This window comes from Pseudomonas sp. PGPR40 (assembly GCF_022014505.1).
Taxonomy (GTDB): Bacteria; Pseudomonadota; Gammaproteobacteria; order Pseudomonadales; family Pseudomonadaceae; genus Aquipseudomonas.
Genome location: NZ_JAKLSP010000015.1, coordinates 70084 through 90315 on the forward strand (window position 1 = coordinate 70084; position 20232 = coordinate 90315).

Consider the following 20232-nt stretch of genomic DNA (forward strand, 5'->3'; position numbering starts at 1 on the left):
AGAGCGTGGGAACGATCGGCTAGTGTTTGCTGATAAACGCCGACAACGCCGCCATCGCTTCCGGCGAACGCAGCCGCTGGGTGAACAGCGCACCCTCTTCTTCTATCACCTTGTGCAACTGCTCCCGATCCGGCGCTTTCATCAATTGCTTGGTGATGCGCACCGCCTCGGTCGGCAACGCATCGAACCGCAACGCCATCTCCCGAGCCTTGGCCAACACCGCTTCACCACTGTCCAACGCTTCAGTCGCTATCCCCCACGCTGCCGCCTGTTCACCACTGAACGCTTCGCCGAGCAACAACAACTGCGCCGCTTTGGCATGCCCCAGCAAGCGCGGCAGGATCAGGCTGGAACCGAACTCCGGGCATAACCCCAGATTGACGAACGGCATGCGCAACCGCGCATCCGTGCTGACATACACCAGATCGCAATGCAGCAGCATCGTCGTACCAATCCCTACCGCCGCACCGGCCACGGCGGCGATCACCGGTTTACGGCACTCCAGCAAATTGAGCATGAAGTGGAATACCGGGCTGTCGAGGTTGCTCGGGGGTTGCTGAAGAAAATCAAAAATATCGTTGCCGGCAGTGAAACACTCAGCGCCACCGGTGATCAGCACCGCATTGATTTCGGGGTCGGTGTCGGCTTGCTTCAAAGCCTCGGCCAGGTGGCTGTACATGGCGCGAGTCAGGGCGTTTTTCTTCTCGGGGCGATTGATGCGCAGGGTCAGCAGGCCGCGCTCGCGTTCAAATCGGATGGTATCGGGCATGGTGAGTCTCGCGTCGTTAAACGATCAGCACTCAACCACGGGGTAGAAAGACATCCGCCAGCAGTTGATTGCGCGGCAAACCGGCCAGGTACAGGCGCCGGGCAAAGGCGTCGACGCTGTCGGGGGCTCCGCAGACTAAGGCCAGGGTTTGCCGCGAAACAAGGCGCAGTTGCGCCAAAGCCGCGGGCAACTCGGCCGCGGTCCAGAGCTCGACGGTAAGGTTTTCACGGCCCTCGGCCATGGCTTGCAGGGGTTTGGCCAGATAATGCTCACTCGCATCATGGGCCAGATGAATGACACGGATAGCGCCCTGGTGATCCTGACGCAATGCTTCGCGCAAAATACCGAACAACGGCCCCAGACCGGTGCCGGCCGCCAATAACCACAGCGGTCGGGTATGCCAGTCCGGATCGTAATGCAGTGCCCCGCCGCGCAACTCGCCGAGGCGGATCGGATCGCCGATTTTCAAGCGGCGTGCCGCATCACTGAATTCCCCCGGTTGCCGGCAATCGAGGTGAAACTCCAGAAAGCGGTCTTCTTGCGGGAGGCTGGCCAGGGAATACGGCCGTGCCACCTGACCCGCCCACAGCACCAGATGCTGCCCCGCCTGATAGCGCAATGCTCGTTCGCTGGTCAGGCGCAAACGCAAGACGCTGGGGCTCAGCCAATCGCTGGCGACCACCTGAGCAGCAAGGCCATCACGCAGCGGATCAAAGGTTTCGACGTACAGATCGTCGACCACCTGGCATTGGCAGGCCAACCGCCAACCCTGTTGGCGCTGCTCATGGCTCAAGGCATCGGGACGGCTGTCGCTGGGCAAACCCTCGACACACTTGACCAGGCACGCGTGGCAACTGCCGGCGCGGCAGCTATAGGGCACCGACACGCCGTTCTGATTCAAGGCATCGAGCAGATTGCTGCCCGCCGCCACTGTCCATTGGCGTTCGCCGACCCGTAACTCAGGCATCGACATTCTCCCAGGCTGCCGCGCAACGGTTACGGCCATCACGCTTGGCGCGATACAGCGCCTGATCGGCGCGGTGCAAGGCGTCATCCAGATCGTCGCCCGGTTCCAGCAAGGTCATGCCCGCCGACAGGCTGAGGTTGCTCACATCCAGACCGATTAATTCGACATCCATGAAGGCCATGCGCAATCGCTCGCAACACGCCGTCAGGCGCTCGGCGTCGCAATCGGGCAACAGCACCACGAACTCTTCACCGCCATAGCGGGCCAGAATATCGCCATCGCGCAGGCACGCGGTGGCCACCCCGGCAAACGCTTGCAGCACCTGATCGCCAGCCGCGTGGCCATGAACATCATTGATGCGTTTGAAATGATCGAGGTCGATCAGCGCCAGACCATGTACCACACCGACTTCCATGGCGTGCAACTCGCGGGAGGCCAGGCGCAGGAAATGTCGGCGGTTGAACAGCCCGGTGAGTTCGTCGGTCGCCACCAGGCCTTCGAGCTGGCGCATCATGCCGCGCAGGGTGTCTTGATGCGCCTGCAAGGCGAACCGCCGCTGACGCATACGCTGGCGCAACATCTGTACGTAACGGGCGTAAAACACCAGCCACCCTAGCACCACAAACAGCACGCACACCTGCAGCAGCGCCAGCGTCGGGTTGGGCAGTTGAAAGTGATAACTCTCCCACAAGGTGATGGCGCTGAAACTGAAAAACACCAGCGACGCGCACCGCACGAATGCAATGCGCGAAAGATGAAACAACCCGAACAACAGAATCAGCAGATAAAACACCAGAAACGCGCCGCGCGCCTCGTCCAGATGGGCGATCAGCCAAGTCTGCCAACCCAGCCCCAGCAGTATTTGTACTTCGGTCAGGCTGGGGTCGGAAAAACGCAGGTTGCAGCCGCTGGAGAACACCGCGAACAGCACCGCTTGGCTGAGCACCACCAACGCGCTGCCCATTGCCATGCCGGTGAGGGATTCTTGGTAATGACCGGTAAAAAACGCCATCCACAGCAGCAGCAAAGCCAGGGCGTAGGTGCCAGCTGCGAGGGCGAAGCGTTTGAGCAAAAGCCGCTGAATGGCGTTATGGGTCAATCGTTGATTCACCGTGGGAAAGGAGGCTATCGGAGTGTCCTACTCTACAGGCCGGATGCCACTTTAGTGGCGACTCCGATAAATGACCATTCAATTTTTGGGGGCAGAAAACTGGCGTCAGAACGATGACCATTTCCCCCTGTAGGAGCTGGCTTGCCAGCGAAGGCGGCCTTGAGCCCTGCAGTGCCTTTGAAAATGCCTTCGCGGGCAAGCCCGCTTCTACAGGTATATGAGCCACCGGCGCGCCAACCAACACTGACGTATGCGACCAACGTTTGACTGTCAACGGATGTGTCCGCCATCGAGGCGCGGTATACTGCCGCGCCTTTTTAGCGTCGCGCCAGCATGCCCGGCGTGCCTTTGACCCTGCGGGTCAGCTTCAAGCCTCAAGCTTCAAGCCACAAGTTCAAAGCAGTTCGCGTACTGCTTCAGCTTGCCGCTTGAAGCTTAAGGCTTGAAGCTGCCCCTACAGAATGTTCCCGTCTTTTAGAGGAGCGCGACTCATGACCGTGATCAAGCAAGACGACCTGATTCAGAGCGTTGCCGACGCCCTGCAGTTCATTTCCTATTACCACCCCGTGGATTTCATCCAGGCGATGCACGAGGCCTACCTGCGCGAAGAATCGCCGGCAGCCCGCGATTCCATGGCGCAAATCCTGATCAACTCGCGCATGTGCGCCACCGGCCACCGCCCGATCTGCCAGGACACCGGTATCGTCACCGTGTTCGTGCGCGTGGGCATGGACGTTCGTTGGGATGGCGCCACCATGGGCCTGGACGACATGATCAACGAAGGCGTGCGCCGGGCTTACAACCTGCCGGAAAACGTCCTGCGTGCCTCGATCCTCGCCGACCCGGCGGGTGCTCGCAAAAACACCAAGGACAACACCCCGGCGGTTATCCACTACTCCATCGTTCCGGGTAACACCGTGGAAGTGGACGTGGCAGCCAAGGGCGGCGGTTCCGAGAACAAGTCGAAAATGGCCATGCTCAACCCGTCCGACTCGATCGTCGACTGGGTACTGAAGACCGTTCCGGAAATGGGCGCCGGCTGGTGCCCACCGGGCATGCTCGGCATCGGCATCGGCGGTACCGCCGAGAAAGCCGCTGTCATGGCCAAGGAAGTGTTGATGGAATCCATCGACATCCATGAGCTGAAGAAGCGCGGCCCGTCCAACCGTATCGAAGAGATGCGTCTGGAGTTGTTCGAGAAGGTCAACCAACTGGGCATCGGTGCCCAGGGCCTGGGTGGCCTGACCACCGTGCTCGACGTGAAGATCATGGATTATCCGACCCACGCGGCTTCGTTGCCGGTGTGCATGATCCCGAACTGCGCTGCCACCCGTCACGCGCACTTCGTGCTCGACGGTTCCGGCCCGGCCTCGCTGGAAGCGCCACCGCTGGACGCCTACCCGGAAATCGTCTGGGAAGCCGGTCCGTCGGCCCGTCGCGTCAACCTCGACACCCTGACCCCGGAAGACGTGCAGAGCTGGAAGCCGGGTGAAACCGTCCTGCTCAACGGCAAAATGCTCACCGGTCGCGACGCCGCGCATAAGCGCATGGTCGAGATGTTGAACAAGGGCGAAACTTTGCCAGTGGACCTCAAGGGTCGCTTCATCTACTACGTTGGGCCGGTCGATCCGGTGCGCGAAGAAGTGGTTGGCCCGGCGGGCCCTACCACCGCTACGCGGATGGACAAGTTCACCCGTCAGATCCTCGAGCAAACCGGCCTGTTGGGCATGATCGGCAAATCCGAGCGCGGCCCGACCGCCATCGAAGCGATCAAGGACCACAAAGCCGTTTACCTGATGGCTGTCGGCGGCGCGGCTTACCTGGTGGCGCAAGCCATCAAGAAATCCCGCGTCGTGGCTTTCGCCGAACTGGGCATGGAAGCGATCTACGAGTTCGACGTCAAAGACATGCCTGTGACCGTTGCGGTCGATAGTAAGGGCGAGTCGGTACACATCACCGGTCCCGCGATCTGGCAGAAAAAGATCAGTGAAAGCCTGGCGGTGGAAGTGCAGTAAGCGCCTCCCCCGCTACCGAAAAAGGCCGGGCCGTCTTCCCAGACGATCCGGCCTTTTTTTGGATAACGATTTAGTCCTTCGATCCAGGCAGTCACTTCGACTTTTTGGAGAAAGCGCTGGCGTCTGAACACGTCATGCCGGGACGAAGAATGCGCGGCCTCATGGTATGGTGCCAGCCCATCCTTCAACCTGTTTCCTACAGCATGCTGCCGACTTCCCGTACCCTGCGCCTGTCGTTGTACTCCTTGTTGATCATTGCCGGTGCGGTGCTCGCCGCTACGCTGGCTATCCGTCACACCGAACGCCAAGCGTTGGTGGAAGATGCCGCGCGGGCCAATCAGCAACTGGCGCTGTATGCCAATTCACTGCACACCTTGATCGAGCGCTACCGAGCCCTGCCCGCCGTATTGGCGCTGGACCCGGAACTGCGCGCCGCACTGAACGGTGAAGTGAGCCCCGAAGAGCAGCTTGCGTTGAATCGCAAACTGGAAAAAATCAACGGCGCCGCGCAGTCATCGACCCTCGAATTACTGGATCGCACCGGCCTGGCCGTGGCCGCCAGCAACTGGCGTTTGCCCAGCAGTTACGTCGGCCACAACTACGGTTTTCGCCCTTACTTCCGCCAGACCCGAACCCAAGGCACCGGGCGTTTTTACGCAGTGGGCGTGACCAGCGGCATTCCCGGTTACTTCCTGTCCAGCGCGGTGACCAGCGACAGTGGCGAGTTCCTGGGTGCCATGGTGGTGAAACTCGAGTTCCCGGAACTGGAGCGCGAATGGCGTCAGGGCAGTGACACATTGCTGGTCAGCGACGCGCGCGGGATTATCTTCATCGCCAACCAGCCAGGCTGGCGTTACCGCCAATTGAAGCCCCTGAGTGACAGCGACCGCGCCGAGCTCAAAACCACCCGCCAATACGACAAACAGCCGCTGACCCTTCTTGACTATCAATCGGTGCAGCGCTTCGATGACTACAGTGATCTGAAGCGGGTCAATGGCCCGGACGGGCCGGCGGATTACCTCTGGGAATCGCTGCCACTGGCCGCTGAAGACTGGACCTTGCACTTGCTGCGTCGCCCGCAGGTCACATTCGAAGACCGCCGCAACGCCGGGCTCGCCGCCGCCGGGGCGTGGCTGGCAGTGGTGTTTTTGCTGCTGTTCCTCAACCAGCGTTGGCGTCTGGCCAGGTTGCGCCAGCGCAGTCGCGAAGAACTCGAGCGACTGGTGGAAGAACGCACCCGGGATTTGCGCACCGCTCAGGACGGGCTGGTGCAATCAGCCAAGCTCGCGGCCCTCGGCCAGATGTCGGCCGCGCTGGCCCATGAAATCAATCAGCCGCTGACCGCCCAGCGCATGCAGCTTGCTACTCTGAGGCTGCTGCTCGATCACGGCCGTGTCGAGGATGCCTACAAGGCACTGAAGCCGGTGGACGACATGCTCACGCGCATGGCCGCCCTCACCGGCCACCTGAAAACCTTCGCGCGCAAAAGCCCCAGCGGTTTGCGCGAACGGCTGGACCTGGCGGCAGTGGTCGATCAATCCTTGCAGTTGCTGGATGCGCGCCTGCGTGACGAGCACATCAGCACCGTGCTCCATCTGACCCGCCCGGCCTGGGTGCGTGGCGATGCGATTCGTCTGGAACAGGTGCTGATCAACTTGCTGCGCAATGCCCTGGATGCAATGCACGACAAACCCTGCAAGCGTCTGGAAATCCGCCTCGAAGCCGATGAACAATTGTGGCGCCTGACCGTCGCCGATAACGGTGGCGGCATTGCCGACGAGAACCTGGGGAAGGTGTTCGATCCATTCTTCACCACCAAACCGGTGGGTGATGGCCTGGGCCTCGGACTGGCGGTCTCCTTCGCTATCGCTCACGAAGCGGGCGGACGCCTGAGTGCCGACAATGGCGAAAACGGCGCGGTGTTCACCCTGACGTTGCCCATTGATCTGGAGGTGCCTGCTTGATGCTCAATTCGGTAATGGTGGTCGATGACGAAAGCAGCATCCGTAGCGCCGTCGAACAGTGGCTGAGCCTCTCAGGTTTCGAAGTGCAGCTGTTCAGTCGCGCCGATGCGTGCCTGGCGCAACTGCCGAAACATTTCCCCGGGGTGATCCTCAGCGATGTGCGCATGCCTGGCATGACGGGGCTGGAGCTACTGGCCGAAGTCCAGCGCCGCGATGCCGACTTGCCGGTGATCCTGCTGACCGGTCACGGTGATGTGCCGATGGCCGTCGAAGCGATGCGCGACGGCGCCTACGATTTCCTTGAGAAACCCTTCAGCCCGGAAACCCTGCTGAGCAGCCTGCGCCGCGCCTTGGACAAGCGTCGGCTGGTGCTGGAAAACCGCGCTCTGCATGAACAGGCGGACAATCGCGCCAAACTCGATGCGACGCTGCTGGGAGTGTCCCGTGGCTTGCAAACACTGCGCCGGCAGGTGCTGGATCTGGCGACGCTGCCGGTCAACGTGTTGATCCGTGGCGAAACCGGCAGCGGCAAGGAATTGGTTGCCCGTTGTTTGCACGACTTCGGTCCCCGCGCAGATAAACCCTTCGTGGCGCTGAACTGCGCGGCGATTCCCGAGCAGTTGTTCGAGGCCGAATTGTTCGGCCATGAGAGCGGCGCGTTCACGGGCGCCCAGGGTAAACGTATCGGCAAGCTCGAATACGCCGACGGCGGCACGCTGTTTCTCGATGAAATCGAAAGCATGCCGTTGGCCCAGCAGGTGAAACTGCTGCGGGTGTTGCAGGAGCAGAAGCTTGAACGATTGGGTTCCAACCAAAGCATCCACGTGGACTTGCGGATCATCGCCGCGACCAAACCCGACTTGCTGGATGAAGCGCGGGCCGGACGTTTTCGCGAGGACTTGGCCTATCGATTGAACGTCGCCGAGTTGCGTCTGCCGCCGTTGCGCGATCGGCGTGAAGACATTCCACTGCTGTTCGAGTTCTTCGCGCAGAGTGCCGCCGAGCGTTTGGGGCGCACCTTTGCGCCCTTGAGCGGACCGCAACTGAGCCATCTGTTGAGCCACGACTGGCCGGGCAATGTGCGCGAACTGGCGAACGTCGCGGAGCGGCAAGTGCTGGGCTTGGGCGAACCGGAACCGGTGGGGATCGATCCCGGCCAGTCACTGGCGGCGCAGCAGGAAGCTTTCGAAGCGCATTGCTTGCGCGCGGCATTGACCCGGCACAAGGGCGATGTGAAAGCGGTGCTTGAAGAACTGCAACTGCCGCGCCGTACTTTTAACGAAAAGATGCAGCGGCATGGGTTGACGCGCGAAATGTTTTTGCAGGACAGCTGATCTTTTGATCGTTCCCACGCTCCGCGTGGGAATGCAGCCCGGGACGCTCTGCGTCCCAAAAGCCGAACGCGGAGCGTCCGTTGATGCATTCCCACGCGGAGCGTGGGAACGATCAGCTCCGGCGGATTTCCGCTTGCCAACACCAATTCCATAAGCGGATTTCCGCTCAATAAATCCCGCTACCCCCTCTAAACCGGCCCTCTTCTTCTTGGCACAGCTCCTGCTATAGCTCCAGCAGGCTGCGTTTTAACGCGCTCCACAAAAACAATTAAACGAAGGATCCTTCAATGGATAACTCCAACGCCTTGCCTCTTGGGTCGGCTGCCGCATCGACCAAACCAAGAACCACCGCCAGTCGCATCAAATCGATCTTCAGCGGCTCTGTCGGCAACATGGTCGAGTGGTACGACTGGTATGTCTATGCCGCCTTCTCTTTGTATTTCGCCAAAACCTTTTTCCCCAAAGGCGACACCACCGCACAACTGCTGAACACCGCCGCGATCTTCGCCGTGGGCTTCCTGATGCGTCCGATCGGTGGCTGGCTGATGGGCCTGTATGCCGACAAAGTCGGGCGCAAAAAGGCCCTGATGGCCTCGGTCTACCTGATGTGCTTCGGCTCGCTGCTGATCGCCCTGAGCCCGAGCTACGAAACCATCGGTATCGGCGCGCCGATCCTGCTGGTGTTCGCCCGTTTGCTGCAAGGCCTGTCGGTCGGTGGCGAGTACGGCACTTCAGCCACTTACCTGAGCGAGATGGCCACCAAGGAACGCCGTGGCTTCTTCTCCAGCTTCCAGTACGTGACGCTGATCTCCGGTCAACTCATAGCGCTGGGCGTGCTGATCGTGCTGCAAAACTTTCTGACCACCGAGGAGCTGTACGCCTGGGGCTGGCGCATCCCGTTCGCCATCGGCGCGCTGTGTGCCGTGGTCGCGCTGTACCTGCGTCGTGGTATGGAAGAAACCGAGTCGTTCACCAAGAAAGAAAAGTCCAAGGAAAGCGCGATGCGCACCTTGATGCGTCATCCGAAGGAACTGATGACCGTCGTCGGCCTGACCATGGGCGGCACGCTGGCGTTCTACACCTACACCACGTACATGCAGAAATACCTGGTGAACACCGTTGGCATGAGCATTTCCGACTCCACCACCATTTCCGCGGCCACGCTGTTCCTGTTCATGTGTTTGCAACCCATCATCGGCGGGCTGTCGGATAAAATCGGGCGCCGACCGATCCTGATTGCCTTCGGCATTCTGGGAACGCTGTTCACCGTGCCGATCCTGACCACCTTGCACACCATCACTACCTGGTGGGGCGCGTTTTTCCTGATCATGGCGGCGCTGATCATCGTCAGCGGCTACACCTCGATCAACGCAGTGGTCAAAGCCGAACTGTTCCCGACCGAAATCCGCGCCCTGGGTGTTGGCCTGCCGTATGCGCTGACCGTGTCGATCTTCGGCGGCACCGCTGAATACATCGCGTTGTGGTTCAAGAGCATTGGCATGGAAACCGGTTACTACTGGTATGTCACCGCATGCATCGCCGTGTCGTTGCTGGTGTACGTGACCATGAAAGATACCCGCAAGCATTCGCGGATCGAGACGGATTAAACCCGTAAGCGAAAAAATGGGGCAGACCTTAACGGGCCTGCCCCTTTTTCGTTGAATAGATACGGTATCTGTAGGAGCGAGGCTTGCCCGCGAAGGCGATTTCATATTCAGCATTGATGCTGGCTGACACGACGCCTTCGCGGGCAAGCCTCGCTCCTACAAGGGATCGCATCGCTGGAAATAACGTGTTCGTCCTTGCACTATGGACGTCCCCCGAATAATGCCCGGAAATCCTTTCATGCCCGACGACATCCATTTCTACGAACCCGCCAACGGCCATGGCCTGCCGCATGATCCGTTCAACGCCATCGTCGGCCCGCGCCCTATCGGCTGGATTTCCTCCCAGGATGCCAACGGTCGCCTGAACCTGGCGCCCTACAGCTTTTTCAACGCCTTCAACTACATCCCGCCGATCATTGGTTTTTCCAGTGTCGGGCGCAAAGACAGCCTCAACAACATCGAGCAGACCGGCGAATTCGCCTGGAACCTGGCGACCCGGCCACTGGCCGAACAGATGAATCAGAGCTGTGCCATGGTCGGGCCTGAGGTCAATGAATTCGAGCTGTCCGGGCTGACCACCGCGGCGTCGAAAATCATTCAGGTGCCACGGGTCGCCGAAAGCCCGGTGTCCTTCGAGTGCAAGGTCACGCAGATCATTCAGTTGCAGCGCGCAAACAAGGAAATGGTGCCGAGCTGGCTGATTCTCGGCGAAGTGGTCGCCGTGCACATCGCCAAATGGCTGCTGAAGGATGGGGTGTACGACACCGCCGCGGCAGAACCGATTCTGCGCGGCGGCGGGCCGGCGGATTACTTTCAGCTGGGGCCAGAGGCATTGTTCAAGATGTTCCGCCCCGGGGCGGTCAAGTAATTACCAGAGCAGGTCGGTGTCTTCTTTGACGTCTTTGAGGCGGGTCAGCTCTTTGGCCGCAGCCTCGTCGGCTTCATGAGCGGTCTTGAAGGTCTGGCCTTCCAGCACTTTGTGAAAACGCGGGGCACCGGAACCACCCAGGGCTTTGACGGCAATCGCGGCGTGGTAACCGCCCTCGCCCGGTACTACGGCTGAAACGGCTTCGAAGTGTTCAAAGGCTTTGCGTGCCATGTCGCGGATCCTGGCTAATGGAGAATGGCGCCATTAAACCCTCAACCGGCGAGTTTGTGTACCGCTGCCTGGGACTGGCCAAGGGCCTGGGCCGCCGAGACATCCTTGAAGGTATGGAAATCCAGGCTGTTGACCACCAACTCCTGCACCAGCTCGGAAAAAATCTGCAAAGCCGGGCTGCCGAAGTAAGCGGTCATGGCCTGTTGGTTGTCCCAGAAACCGGACACCAGCCACAGCTCTGGATCGCATTGCGAGTGCTGCAGGGCAAAGCTCAGGCAACCCGGCGCGTTGCGCGATGGCTCGATCAGCGCGCTCAGGCGCGCACCGAGTTCTGCCGAACGCCCGGCGCGGGCACGGACAAAGGCCATATGACTGACGGGGATTTGCGTAGACATGTTCAACCCTCCCAGGTCATCCAGTGGCAGCCGGGGACGGGCTGCGACAGGATCCAAGATTAGGCGGCGCGCCCTGGTCGTCGTTAGTCGATTCCTGCCGGCTTGTTGCACAATCCTGCGCGGCTGCCAAAAACGTCTGTAACAGCATGTAAACCACTGTCACATCGCTGCAACACGGCTTTCAAGCAAGTTTTCCCGGCGCTGACCTGCCAGAGCAGCCCCGCGTATTTACCTTGTGCAGAATCAGGCAAGCTTTTGGCAGGATGTGTCTACCGCTGTCCCTTGCACAAATTTAAGCTCAGCTCATCACCAACGCGTCACCGAGGATGCCCAGCATGTCGTCGCTCGATCATTTTCAAGCCCCGCTGGATGCCGACATGGAAAAACAGCGCGCGGAACTGGCCGCCCTCATCCGTCGTAACACGATGGAGGATGGCACTTATGCCACCGCCGTCGGTTCGCTGTTCATGTCGCGCCACAGTCAAAATCACGACTTCGCCCCGGTGCTGGCGCAACCGGCCCTGTGCATCATGGCCCAGGGGCGCAAGGAAGTGCGGCTGGCGGATGAATACTTCAATTACGACCCGCTGAATTACCTGGTGGTGTCGGTCTCGATGCCGTTGAGCGGGCGGGTGGTGAATGTCTCGCCCGAGGAACCAATCCTCGCCGTACGACTGGATATCGATCCGGCAGAAATCAGCGCGCTGATTGCCGACGCCGGCCCCATTGGCGTACCCACACGGCCCACTGGCCGCGGCCTGTATGTCGAGCAGATCGACACGGCAATGCTCGATGCTGTGCTGCGTCTGGCACGTTTGCTCGACACACCGAAAGACATCGCCATGCTGGCGCCTCTGATTCGTCGAGAGATTCTGTATCGGCTGTTGCGCAGCCAGCAAGGTCATCGGCTGTATGAAATTGCCATTGCCAACAGCCAGAGCCATCGCATCAGCCAGGCGATCAAATGGCTTAACGGCAATTATGAGCAACCGCTGCGCATCGATGATCTGGCGCGGGAAGTGAACCTGAGCGTGTCGACATTGCATCACCGGTTCAAGGCGATGACGGCGATGAGTCCACTGCAGTATCAGAAGCAGTTGCGCCTGCAAGAGGCGCGGCGGTTGATGCTGGCTGAAGGACTGGAAGCTTCGGCGGCGGGTTATCGGGTGGGGTATGAAAGCCCTTCGCAATTCAGCCGGGAGTACAGCCGGTTGTTCGGGGCGCCGCCGCTCCGGGATTTGGCGCGGTTGCGGTTGTCGGTTTGATCTGACTTTTTCGGTGCGACGATTCGACTTGCTCGCGAAGGGGCCGGCAAAAGCGACCCACCTCTAAAGTCAGGCGCTTAGTACTCGGCAAGCCTCAGCCGGCAAGGTCACCGACACCGGATTGCCAATGCTCAACCCAACCCCCTGACACGGCGTACTCAACGCGGTGAACGACACCCCGGAACACTCGACAGTCGTTTCAATCGTCGCCCCGATATCCCGTACAAACGTCACCTTCCCGAGCAAGCGATTCCCTGCGGTGGCCTGGGGTGGCGACAGTTGCAGGTCTTCCGGGCGAATCAACATCTTGATCTTCTCCCCCACCACAATGCTGCTGCAGATCGGCACTTGCAGCGCATCGCCTCCGGGCAAGCTGACCTTGCCATTGCCCAGTGCCGTGGCCGGGAAAATATTCCCCGAACCGATAAAGTCCGCGACGAATTCATTCGCCGGATGCCGATAGATTTCAATCGGCGTACCTACCTGCTGCACCCGATGCTCACCCAACACCACCACGATGTCAGCCATGGTCATGGCTTCGCGCTGGTCGTGGGTGACCATGATGGTGGTGATGTTCAAACGTTGTTGCAGCTGACGGATTTCCACCTGCATCGACTCACGCAACTTGGCGTCCAGCGCCGACAGCGGTTCGTCGAGCAGGAGAATTTTCGGCCGCGAGGCAATCGCCCGGGCAATCGCCACGCGCTGACGCTGACCGCCGGAGAGTTTCGCCACCGGGCGATCGATCATTTCCTGCAACTGAATCAGCTCCAGCAACTCCACCACCCGTGCCTGTTGTTCAGCCTTGCTGACCCCGCGCAGTTTCAGCGGATAGGCGATGTTCTCCCCCACCGTCATGTGCGGAAACAGCGCCAGGGATTGAAACACCATGCCGAAATTACGCTGGTGCGCAGGTGTATGGCCGATGTCTTCACCGTCCAGGCGAATCTCGCCGCCCGTCAGGGTTTCAAGCCCGGCGATCATGCGCAGCAAGGTGGTTTTGCCGCAGCCCGAAGGGCCGAGAAAACACACCAGTTTGCCCTCGGGCAAATGCAGGTTCACATCCTTTACCGCGCAGGCCGAGCCATAATGTTTCTCGACGTTTTCCAGAATCAGACCAGTCATGTTGCACCTCAAATCAAAAGGAAACGCCACCTTCGCCAACCAGCTTCTCCAACGCCCAGATCAGGACGAAGTCGATCAGCACGATCAGCACGGCAAACGAGAAAACGGTAGGGTCGAGCGAAGACACGGTGCGGCTGTACATCCAGATCGGCACGGTCATGACGTCGATGGTGTAGAGGAAATAGGTCACGGTGAATTCGTTGAACGAGACGATGAACGCCAGCAGCATGCCCGCCAGAATCCCCGATTTCATCAGCGGCACCACCACATCGACAATCGCCCGCAACGGTGAAGCGCCGAGCATTTGCGCGGCCTCTTCGACTTCGCTGCCGATGGAGAGCATCGCCGCGGTGCAGTTTTTCACCACGAACGGCAGCGCCAGAATCACGTGGGCAATTACCAATCGCGAGGTGGTGATGTGGAACGGCAGGCTGTCGAACACCAGCAACAACGCCAGGCCCAACACCACCATCGGAAACACCAGCGGCAGCGACATCAATTGCAACGCCACGGCCTTGCCGCGGAATTCGCAACGGGTCAACGCGTAAGCTGCCGGCACCGCGATGATCGTGGCGAAAACCATGGTCAGGCAGGCCACCATCAGGCTGGTGCTCATGGCTTTGCCGAGGCTCAGCACGTCGCTGGAGTCCGGCGACACGAAGGTGTTCCAGGCGGCTTTGTACCATTGCAAGCTGTAGCTGCTGGGCGGGAAGTCGAGGTTCGACGCGCCGCTGAACGACATGACGATCATGGTCAGAATCGGCAGCACCGCCAGCAGCAAAATGAAGCCCGACAGGATGCCGGCGAACTTGCCGGTATCGCCCGGCAGCAGCGAGTGGCGCTTGTTGATCAGGGTGCTCATTGCGAAGCCTCCAGCATGCGACGACGACGGCCAGTGAGGTATTCGGACAAAGTCATGATCGCCAGGGTGGTAACGATCAGCACTACACCGGCAGCCGACGCGGCGGGCCAGTTCATCAGCGGGGCGATCTGGTCATGCACCATCACCGCCAGCATCGGCACGCGCCGACCGCCGAGCAGCAGCGGCACCACAAAACTGCTGGCGTTGTAGGCGAACACCAACGTCGCGCCGGTGATGATCCCCGGCAAACTCATCGGCAACACCACCTGGCGAAACACCTGCAAGCGACTGGCGCCGAGGGTGGCAGCGGCTTCTTCGTAAGTGCGAGCGACGCCGCGCATGGCGCTGGCAATCGGCAGCACGGCCAACGGGAACGCGGTTTGCACCAGGCCCATCAACACGCCGTTCTGGTTGTAGAGCAGCATGATCGGGCGCTTGATCAGGCCCAGGCCCATCAGCGCCTGATTGAGCATCCCGCCCGGCCCGAGGATCACCAGCCAGCCGTAGCTTTGCAGCAGCAGGTTGACCAGCAAGGGCAGCAGCACCGCCGCGAGGAAGATCCGCCGCACAAACGGCGAGGTCAGCCGTGACATGGTGTAGGCGACCGGGATCGCCAGCAGCACCGCAATCACCGCGCTGATCAGCGCCAGGCGCAACGTCAGCAGCAACGATTTGAGGTAATAGGGTTCCAGCAATTGGGCGTAACTGGCCAGGCTGAACCCGGTCCACTCCGCGCCTTTGGTGCCGACGCTCATGCGCAGCACCAGCAGGCTGGCGGCAATCAGCACGCCGAGAAACAGCATCGACGGCGAGAGGAAAAACCAGGCACGCGCCGTCGGTGAGACACCCCGATTGGCGCGCGTGGGTGCGGCGCTTAGCGGATGGGTCAGAGGTTGGTGTTCCATAGCAAGGGTCTCGTCAATGGAAAACAGCTGAGCGAGCACAGGCCTCGAAATCACGTTGAACCCTGTGGGAGCGGGCTTGCTCGCGAAGAGGCCGTGTCAGTCGACATCAATGTTGAATGTCACACCGCATTCGCGAGCAAGCCCGCTCCCACATTGGATTTGTGGTGTTTCAAAGAACCTGTGGTCGCCACTCGATCAGGAAGAAAAGATTTCCGTGTAACGACGAATCCATTGGTCATGCACGGTGGCCAGGAAGGCGTTGTCGTGCATGATCGCCTTCTCGGCAATCTGCTCCGGCGTGAGGATGTACGGGCTCTTGCGCGCTTCGGCGGAGATGATTGCCTTGGCGTTGACCGGGCCGTTGTAGATGTCTTCGGCCATCTTGCCCTGCACCAGCGGGTCCAGAGAGTGGTTGATGAAGGCGTAGGCCAGGTCGATATCGCCCGGACGATTCTTCGGCATCACCGACAACATCAAGTCGGTGTAGAAGCCTTCCTTCATGCCGAACGTGGCGCCCAGACCGTAGGCCGGATCGCGAATCTGTTTCGGGAAAAACGCCGGCGCGTACAAGCCACCCATGTCCAGCGAACCGGTGCGGAACAGCTCGGCGATCTGGTTCGGGTTTTCGCCCAGGGTCACGACGCGATCTTTCAGTTCGGCAAGTTTCTTGAAGCCTGGCTCGATGTTGTGTTCGTCACCACCGGCCAGTTTGGCGGCGATGATGATCAGGTCCATGGCCTCGGTCCAGTTCGGTGGCGGCAGGAAAATATTCGGCGACAGCTCCGCGTCCCACAGCGCGGCGTAGCTCTGCGGTGCCTCTTTGATGGTGCGGGTGCTGTAGACCAGGCTGTTGCACCACAACAGGTAACCGATGCCGTGCCCGTTGGCGCCAGTGCGGTATTGCTCCGGCACGTCGATCAGGTTGGGGATGCGGTTGAGATCGGGTTTTTCCAGCAGGTTGGCAGCGGCCAGACCTTCGGCGCCGACGCCGGCCAGCGTGATGATGTCGTACTGCGGACGATCACCGCCGGCCTTGAGTTTGGCGACCATTTCCGAGGTGCTACCGGTGCGGTCGGCGATGACTTTGCAGCCATACTTGGCTTCGAACGTCGCGGCGATATTGCGCAGTGCCGCAAGGCCAGTGTCATCGGACCAGGTCAGCAGGCGCAGGGTCTTGCCCTGGAAACGTGTGTCGCTGGCATTGGCTTTGATGAACGGCATGCTCATGGCCGCCGCAGCCACGGACGCCACGCCCACGGTTTTGATGAATTGACGTCTGTTCAGATCGTGCTCGCCCATGAAGGACTCCCTTTGTTTTTTTAAGTATGAGGTTGGTCGCAACCGTTGCATCCGCGCGGCCGGATCGGCTGAAAGCCCCCGGTTTCAATGGGCCTTGGCGATGCCGGCGGGTTCATCCTGAGGTCGTGCAAAACACCTGACTATCGATAAAAACTCATTGAAGCCATGATGCTGGCGCATGCCTCCTGTAGGAGCGAGCTCGCTCGCGATGGACGTCAACGATGACGTGGGTTGCCTGAATGAACGCGGCGCCCTTGCGTCCTTCGCGAGCAAGCTCGCTCCTACAGTGATGGAGCGTCAGACGGCCCGAATCACGTGTTTGATTTCCTGAAATGCTTGCAAACCCCATGGCCCTAATTCGCGACCAATGCTGCTCTGTTTGTAGCCACCCCAGGCGGTCTGCGGGAAGATCACTTGCGGCGCGTTGATCCATACAAGCCCCGCCTGTAAAGCGTTGGCGACCCGATCAGCAGCTTCGGCGTCACGCGTGACCACGCTGGCGACCAAGCCAAACTGGCTGTCGTTGGCCAAGGCAATCGCCTCGGCTTCAGAGCTGAAACTGCGCACGCAGATCACCGGGCCGAAAATCTCTTCGCACCACAGCGCACTGTCGAGGGGCACGTCGATGAAAATGGTCGGCTGCAAAAAATAGCCGCGGGGCAGGTCTGCCGGACGATTACCGCCGCAGATCAACTTCCCGCCCGCGCTCAAACCACGGTCGATGTGGCCCAGCACACGTTGGTATTGCGCCTGATTGACCAATGCGCCCATTTCCGCGTTCGGGTCGAACGGGTCAGCCACGCGAATGGCTTCGGCGCGGGCCTTCAAGCGCGCTACAAATTTATCCGCCAGTTCATCGGCGACCAGCACGCGGCTGGTGGCGGAACACATCTGCCCGGCGTTGAAGAAACCTCCGCCGCAGGCCACTTCCACGGCCAGCTCGATGTCGGCATCGGCCAACACCAGCAGCGAGGATTTACCACCCAGTTCGAGGCTCACGCCCTTCACGGTTTCGGCCGCCCGCTGCATCACTTGCACGCCCACTGCATTGCTACCGGTGAAGGAAATCTTGGCGATGCGCGGGTCAGCCGACAGTGGTGCACCGACGGCCAGGCCGGTGCCGCAGACCAGATTGAACACACCGTTTGGCAGACCGGATTCGGCGATGATCGTCGCCAGTTCCAGCTCCGGCAGCGGCGTCACTTCAGACGGTTTAAGCACCACGCAGCAACCGGCGGCCAGGGCCGGGGCGAGTTTCCAGGCGGTGGTGACCATCGGGAAATTCCACGGCACGATCAGCCCCACCACACCGCATGGCTCGCGGCGCAAACGGGCGCTGAAATCGTCGCTCGGCAGCTCCACTTTGCGGTCTTGCCTGGCATCGAGCCCTTCTGCCAGACCGGCGTAATACTCGAACGTGGCGATCACGTCGTCGACATCAATGGCCGCTTCGAACAGCGGTTTACCGTTGTTGCTCGACTGCAACTTCATCAACTGTTCGCGACCGGCCTGCACGCCCGCGGCGATTCTGCGCAAGATTGCACCGCGCTCGGCGCCGGTGGTTTTCGACCATTCTTTGAACGCGTGGGTCGCCGCCGTGACGGCCTGCTCGACAGCGTGTGCATCGCCACCGTTAACGGTGGTCAGCAGGGCTTCTGTAGCCGGGTTGATCACGCGCAGATGTTCGTTACCGGCGGACCATTGACCGTCGATGAACAGGCCGTCCAAGGTCGTTGGAAAACTCATTTCGACACCGCCTTCATCCATTGGGTCTGATCGATTTCAATCAGGGTCGGGCCCTGGCGATCGGTGGCGAGACGCAATGCACTGCGCAGCTCTTCGACATCGCTGACCGCCTCGGCCGCGCAGCCCAGCGCTTTCGCCACACCGATAAAGTCCGGGGTATAGATGTCCACGCCAACCGGCTCGATGTCGCGGTTGACCATGTATTTCTTGATCTCTTCGTAGCCCTGGTTATTCCACAGCAGGACGATCACCGGGGTGCGCGCTTCCACCGCACTGGCCAGTTCCGGCAGGGTGAATTGCAGACCACCGTCGCCGATCAGGCACACCACCGGCGGGCGTGCGCCGCCTTCGACGCTGCCACCGAGCCAGGCACCAATCGCCGCTGGCAAGGCGTAACCGAGGGTGCCGTAACCGGTGGACGAGTTGAACCAGCGGCGCGGTCGTTCCGGGTTGAAGGTGAGGTTGCCGGTGTACACCGGTTGGGTCGAATCGCCGACGAACACTGCGTTCGGCAATTCATACAAAACAGTTTCCAGAAAACGGGTCTGGGCCAGCGTCGGGGCGTCCCAGGTCACGGCCAGTTCCTCGCGCAAACGCGCGGCACGCACCTGGCCCCAATCGTTGCGGCGCTCGGCCAGCGACTGGTGGGACAGCGCACTCAGCAAGGCCTGAGCGGCGTTGCGCGAGTCGGCCACCAACGCGATTTTCGGCGGGTAATTACGCACGGTCTGGTCGGGATCAATGTCCACGCGCAGCAGCACGCCGGGAATGTCGAAGCCGCCGGCGAAGGTGACGTCGTAATCGGTTTCAGCCAGTTCGGTGCCGATGGCCAATACGACATCGGCCTCGGCGACCAGCGCACGGGTGGCGACCAGGCTCTGGGTCGAACCGATCAGCAGCGGGTGGCTGGACTCGAGCATGCCCTTGGCATTGATGGTCAACGCTACCGGCGCATCCAGCAGTTCCGCCAGTTCGGTCAATTCAGCCGCGGCATCGATGGCGCCGCCACCGGCGAGAATCAACGGGCGCCTGGCACCGGCCAGCCAGTCGGTCATGCGGCTGATCGCGCTTGGCGCAGCACCGGCGCGGTCGATGTTCACCGGCACGCTGGCGAGCAAGTCATCGGCCTCTTCGACCAGTACGTCCAACGGAATTTCGATGTGCACCGGACGCGGACGACCCGCCTGGAACAGTGCGAAGGCGCGGGCCAACACGCCCGGCAATTCAGCCGCCGACATCAAGGTGTGGGAGAACGCTGCCACGCCGCCGACCAGTGCGCTCTGGTTCGGCAGTTCATGCAGCTTGCCGCGACCGCCGCCCAATTGGCTGCGCGATTGCACGCTGGAAATCACCAGCATCGGGATCGAGTCGGCGTAAGCCTGGCCCATGGCGGTGGTGATGTTGGTCATGCCAGGGCCGGTGATGATGAAGCACACGCCCGGTTTGCCGCTGGTGCGAGCGTAACCGTCGGCCATGAAACCGGCGCCCTGTTCGTGACGCGGAGTGACGTGGTTGATGCTCGAACGGGCCAGCCCGCGGTACAGCTCCACGGTGTGCACCCCGGGAATGCCGAACACCTGCTCGACCCCGTAATCTTCGAGTAACTTGACCAATACTTCGCCGCACGTCGCCATGTCTTTGCCCTTTTTGTTCGTTTGAGACGCCGGGCCTGCGCAGTGTTTATGATGGCTTGGCAGGTCCAGGGATGGCCTCATTGGAACGGGCGACACATAGCCGCAACAATGGATAAAAAGTCATACTAGCCATGT

General features: G+C 60.7%; 17 protein-coding genes. 6 read left to right on the forward strand and 11 right to left on the reverse strand.

Annotation, left to right across the window (positions count from 1 at the left end; translation table 11 throughout):
• Positions 1-19 precede the first annotated feature (19 nt).
• The 3 genes from MEB48_RS14615 to MEB48_RS14625 are packed head-to-tail and all read right to left on the reverse strand — an operon-like array spanning position 20 to position 2835.
• Positions 20-769 carry an enoyl-CoA hydratase-related protein gene (locus tag MEB48_RS14615; protein ID WP_237884869.1) on the reverse strand — a complete coding sequence of 250 codons (750 nt, stop codon included), beginning with the start codon at positions 767-769 and terminating at the stop codon, positions 20-22.
• A 31-nt stretch (positions 770-800) separates the two neighbouring features.
• Positions 801-1736: an iron-sulfur-binding ferredoxin reductase gene (locus tag MEB48_RS14620; RefSeq protein ID WP_237884870.1), complete on the reverse strand. Its 936-nt coding sequence runs from the start codon at positions 1734-1736 to the stop codon at positions 801-803.
• Positions 1729-2835: a GGDEF domain-containing protein gene (locus MEB48_RS14625; protein WP_237884871.1), complete on the reverse strand. Its 1107-nt coding sequence runs from the start codon at positions 2833-2835 to the stop codon at positions 1729-1731. Before MEB48_RS14625 ends, MEB48_RS14620 begins: the two co-directional genes overlap by 8 nt.
• 503 nt (positions 2836-3338) lie before the next feature.
• On the opposite strand from MEB48_RS14625, the gene MEB48_RS14630 reads away from it, so the two are divergent.
• The 5 genes from MEB48_RS14630 to MEB48_RS14650 all read left to right on the forward strand — a co-directional run bounded on the left by MEB48_RS14630 (position 3339) and on the right by MEB48_RS14650 (position 10635).
• Positions 3339-4862 (forward strand): fumarate hydratase, encoded by a 1524-nt coding sequence (locus MEB48_RS14630; protein WP_008156025.1) that lies wholly within the window; start codon positions 3339-3341, stop codon positions 4860-4862.
• A gap of 203 nt (positions 4863-5065) precedes the next feature.
• Positions 5066-6826: a sensor histidine kinase gene (locus MEB48_RS14635; RefSeq protein ID WP_237884931.1), complete on the forward strand. Its 1761-nt coding sequence runs from the start codon at positions 5066-5068 to the stop codon at positions 6824-6826.
• Complete coding sequence (locus MEB48_RS14640; protein ID WP_237884872.1) at positions 6826-8160, forward strand: sigma-54-dependent transcriptional regulator; 1335 nt, start codon at positions 6826-6828, stop codon at positions 8158-8160. The genes MEB48_RS14635 and MEB48_RS14640 overlap by 1 nt, the downstream gene beginning before the upstream one ends.
• A 287-nt stretch (positions 8161-8447) precedes the next feature.
• On the forward strand, positions 8448-9767 hold the full coding sequence (locus tag MEB48_RS14645) for an MFS transporter (protein WP_237884873.1): 1320 nt from the start codon (positions 8448-8450) through the stop codon (positions 9765-9767).
• Between the two features lie 238 nt (positions 9768-10005).
• Positions 10006-10635, forward strand: coding sequence for a flavin reductase family protein (locus MEB48_RS14650; protein WP_237884874.1), 630 nt, complete (start codon positions 10006-10008; stop codon positions 10633-10635).
• Here the strand turns inward: MEB48_RS14650 and MEB48_RS14655 are convergent, their stop codons facing one another.
• Positions 10636-10866, reverse strand: coding sequence for a hypothetical protein (locus MEB48_RS14655; protein WP_237884875.1), 231 nt, complete (start codon positions 10864-10866; stop codon positions 10636-10638).
• Positions 10867-10907: 41 nt separating this feature from the next.
• On the reverse strand, positions 10908-11261 hold the full coding sequence (locus MEB48_RS14660) for a putative quinol monooxygenase (RefSeq protein WP_237884876.1): 354 nt from the start codon (positions 11259-11261) through the stop codon (positions 10908-10910).
• 335 nt (positions 11262-11596) lie between these two features.
• Between MEB48_RS14660 and MEB48_RS14665 the strand changes: the two genes are divergently transcribed.
• The gene (locus MEB48_RS14665) at positions 11597-12526 is read left to right on the forward strand and encodes an AraC family transcriptional regulator (protein WP_237884877.1); all 930 of its coding nucleotides are present in this window, start codon (positions 11597-11599) and stop codon (positions 12524-12526) included.
• Between the two features lie 69 nt (positions 12527-12595).
• Here the strand turns inward: MEB48_RS14665 and MEB48_RS14670 are convergent, their stop codons facing one another.
• The 6 genes from MEB48_RS14670 to MEB48_RS14695 all read right to left on the reverse strand — a co-directional run bounded on the left by MEB48_RS14670 (position 12596) and on the right by MEB48_RS14695 (position 20097).
• Complete coding sequence (locus MEB48_RS14670) at positions 12596-13651, reverse strand: ABC transporter ATP-binding protein (RefSeq protein ID WP_237884878.1); 1056 nt, start codon at positions 13649-13651, stop codon at positions 12596-12598.
• A 13-nt stretch (positions 13652-13664) separates the two neighbouring features.
• Positions 13665-14513: an ABC transporter permease gene (locus MEB48_RS14675; protein WP_237884879.1), complete on the reverse strand. Its 849-nt coding sequence runs from the start codon at positions 14511-14513 to the stop codon at positions 13665-13667.
• On the reverse strand, positions 14510-15418 hold the full coding sequence (locus MEB48_RS14680) for an ABC transporter permease (protein WP_237884880.1): 909 nt from the start codon (positions 15416-15418) through the stop codon (positions 14510-14512). Before MEB48_RS14680 ends, MEB48_RS14675 begins: the two co-directional genes overlap by 4 nt.
• 195 nt (positions 15419-15613) lie before the next feature.
• Positions 15614-16717 (reverse strand): ABC transporter substrate-binding protein, encoded by a 1104-nt coding sequence (locus MEB48_RS14685; protein WP_237884881.1) that lies wholly within the window; start codon positions 16715-16717, stop codon positions 15614-15616.
• Between the two features lie 297 nt (positions 16718-17014).
• Complete coding sequence (locus MEB48_RS14690; RefSeq protein ID WP_237884882.1) at positions 17015-18463, reverse strand: aldehyde dehydrogenase family protein; 1449 nt, start codon at positions 18461-18463, stop codon at positions 17015-17017.
• Entirely contained in the window at positions 18460-20097 is a 1638-nt protein-coding gene (locus MEB48_RS14695) for a 5-guanidino-2-oxopentanoate decarboxylase (protein ID WP_237884883.1), read from the reverse strand. The genes MEB48_RS14690 and MEB48_RS14695 overlap by 4 nt, the downstream gene beginning before the upstream one ends.
• Between the last annotated feature and the right edge of the window lie 135 nt (positions 20098-20232).

What these genes read in the sequence shown, in the direction of transcription:
- MEB48_RS14615 (WP_237884869.1), bottom strand. Translation starts at nt 769, where the DNA reads ATGCCCGATACCATCCGATTTGAACGCGAGCGCGGCCTGCTGACCCTG.
- MEB48_RS14620 (WP_237884870.1), bottom strand. Translation starts at nt 1,736, where the DNA reads ATGCCTGAGTTACGGGTCGGCGAACGCCAATGGACAGTGGCGGCGGGC.
- MEB48_RS14630 (WP_008156025.1), top strand. Translation starts at nt 3,339, where the DNA reads ATGACCGTGATCAAGCAAGACGACCTGATTCAGAGCGTTGCCGACGCC.
- MEB48_RS14635 (WP_237884931.1), top strand. Translation starts at nt 5,066, where the DNA reads ATGCTGCCGACTTCCCGTACCCTGCGCCTGTCGTTGTACTCCTTGTTG.
- MEB48_RS14640 (WP_237884872.1), top strand. Translation starts at nt 6,826, where the DNA reads ATGCTCAATTCGGTAATGGTGGTCGATGACGAAAGCAGCATCCGTAGC.
- MEB48_RS14645 (WP_237884873.1), top strand. Translation starts at nt 8,448, where the DNA reads ATGGATAACTCCAACGCCTTGCCTCTTGGGTCGGCTGCCGCATCGACC.
- MEB48_RS14650 (WP_237884874.1), top strand. Translation starts at nt 10,006, where the DNA reads ATGCCCGACGACATCCATTTCTACGAACCCGCCAACGGCCATGGCCTG.
- MEB48_RS14655 (WP_237884875.1), bottom strand. Translation starts at nt 10,866, where the DNA reads ATGGCACGCAAAGCCTTTGAACACTTCGAAGCCGTTTCAGCCGTAGTA.
- MEB48_RS14660 (WP_237884876.1), bottom strand. Translation starts at nt 11,261, where the DNA reads ATGTCTACGCAAATCCCCGTCAGTCATATGGCCTTTGTCCGTGCCCGC.
- MEB48_RS14665 (WP_237884877.1), top strand. Translation starts at nt 11,597, where the DNA reads ATGTCGTCGCTCGATCATTTTCAAGCCCCGCTGGATGCCGACATGGAA.
- MEB48_RS14670 (WP_237884878.1), bottom strand. Translation starts at nt 13,651, where the DNA reads ATGACTGGTCTGATTCTGGAAAACGTCGAGAAACATTATGGCTCGGCC.
- MEB48_RS14675 (WP_237884879.1), bottom strand. Translation starts at nt 14,513, where the DNA reads ATGAGCACCCTGATCAACAAGCGCCACTCGCTGCTGCCGGGCGATACC.
- MEB48_RS14680 (WP_237884880.1), bottom strand. Translation starts at nt 15,418, where the DNA reads ATGGAACACCAACCTCTGACCCATCCGCTAAGCGCCGCACCCACGCGC.
- MEB48_RS14685 (WP_237884881.1), bottom strand. Translation starts at nt 16,717, where the DNA reads ATGGGCGAGCACGATCTGAACAGACGTCAATTCATCAAAACCGTGGGC.
- MEB48_RS14690 (WP_237884882.1), bottom strand. Translation starts at nt 18,463, where the DNA reads ATGAGTTTTCCAACGACCTTGGACGGCCTGTTCATCGACGGTCAATGG.
- MEB48_RS14695 (WP_237884883.1), bottom strand. Translation starts at nt 20,097, where the DNA reads ATGGCGACGTGCGGCGAAGTATTGGTCAAGTTACTCGAAGATTACGGG.